The organism is Paenibacillus sp. p3-SID867, assembly GCF_025142895.1.
In the GTDB taxonomy this organism is placed as follows: domain Bacteria; phylum Bacillota; class Bacilli; order Paenibacillales; family Paenibacillaceae; genus Paenibacillus_AQ.
The window spans coordinates 1-1,232 of record NZ_JAMBDM010000054.1 but is presented as its reverse complement, the minus strand read 5'-3'; the positions used below and the strand labels follow the sequence as shown (position 1 = coordinate 1,232).

The 1,232-nt window shown below is 45.5% G+C and carries 1 protein-coding gene; it reads left to right on the top strand.

The window, feature by feature from the left end:
• Positions 1-36: 36 nt before the first annotated feature.
• A protein-coding gene (locus tag M4D81_RS34630; RefSeq protein ID WP_397376911.1) for an IS3 family transposase occupies positions 37-1,187 on the top strand; the annotation gives its coding sequence in 2 pieces (ribosomal slippage) (positions 37-298 and positions 298-1,187; 1,152 coding nt in all).
• The last annotated feature ends 45 nt before the right edge of the window (positions 1,188-1,232 follow it).

Genomic DNA, 1,232 nt, shown 5'->3' with positions numbered 1-1,232 from the left:
GAACTCAAACACTGGATACCGGAGGGGATTTTTGTTATGCCAGCGAAGAAAGGTCAAACTTTTAATCGATATAGTGAAGAAACGAAGAAAGAGGCCGTTCGTTTGCGAGTGGAAGAAGGTTGGGCGTACAGCCGGATTATGGAGAAGTTTGGAATTAAAAGTGAGAGCCAGATTATCACATGGGTACGTAAAAGCCAGAACGGAGAGAGTTTTGAGGATTACCGGGGACGCTGGACGAAGAAGCATTTTAGTAGTGCAGAAGAAGAAAATGCTTATCTGAAAGCGCAGGTAGAATATCTAAAAAAGCTCAATCCGAACTTACACGGGGAGGGAAGCTGGATTTCGAAGCCCGGTGCCAGTCCATTCAAGAAATAAGCAAATGGGCTCCCGTGGTTTGGCTGTGTAGGATCGCTGAAATTTCACGTGCAGGTTACTACAAATGGAAAAAGAACGCTATCCTTAGAGAGAAACGAGCAGACCGGGATGCGGATCTGAAAGCACACATTTTGGGCATTCATCGGCTTCGTCCTTATTTCGGTTACAAACGTATGCGAACTGCTTTAGGAAAAGAAGGCTTGGTGGTGAATCACAAAAAGGTGCGTCGCTTAATGAGAGAACTTCATATTCGCTCCGTGATTCGCAAGAAGCGTCCCTTTGCTGGCCGGAAACCGTCAGTCCTGTTTCGTAATGTCTTGAATCGAGAATTTAGGGCTACGGCTCCTGAGCAGAAGCTGGTGACGGATATTACGTATGTCCGGATTGGACATGAGTTTGCTTATCTCTCGGTGGTGATGGATCTGTATAACAACGAGATTGTGGCCTGGGAACTCTCCGAACGAAATGACTTAAAACTCGTTACAGACACGGTGAAGAAACTGAAATGTGGACCTACCTTGCTCCATTCGGACCAAGGGTTTCAATATACAACACAAAGCTATGCCAAGTTGCTTGAAGAGAAGAAGCTAACAGGAAGCCATTCCAGGCGTGGGAACTGCTATGACAATGCTTGTATTGAGTCGTTCTTCTCCCACTTAAAGACGGAGAAGTTGTATTTGGAGAAGCCTCAGAATCTGGAGCAAGCCATGAGCCAAATCACGGAGTACATTTTGTTTTACAACAAGGAACGTTTCCAAAACAAACTGGGCGACCTCTCCCCGATTGAGTTTCGGGAGAAAGTCGCCGCTTAATAAAATTTCTCTTTTTTTATTGTCTACTTGACGGGGCTATGACCA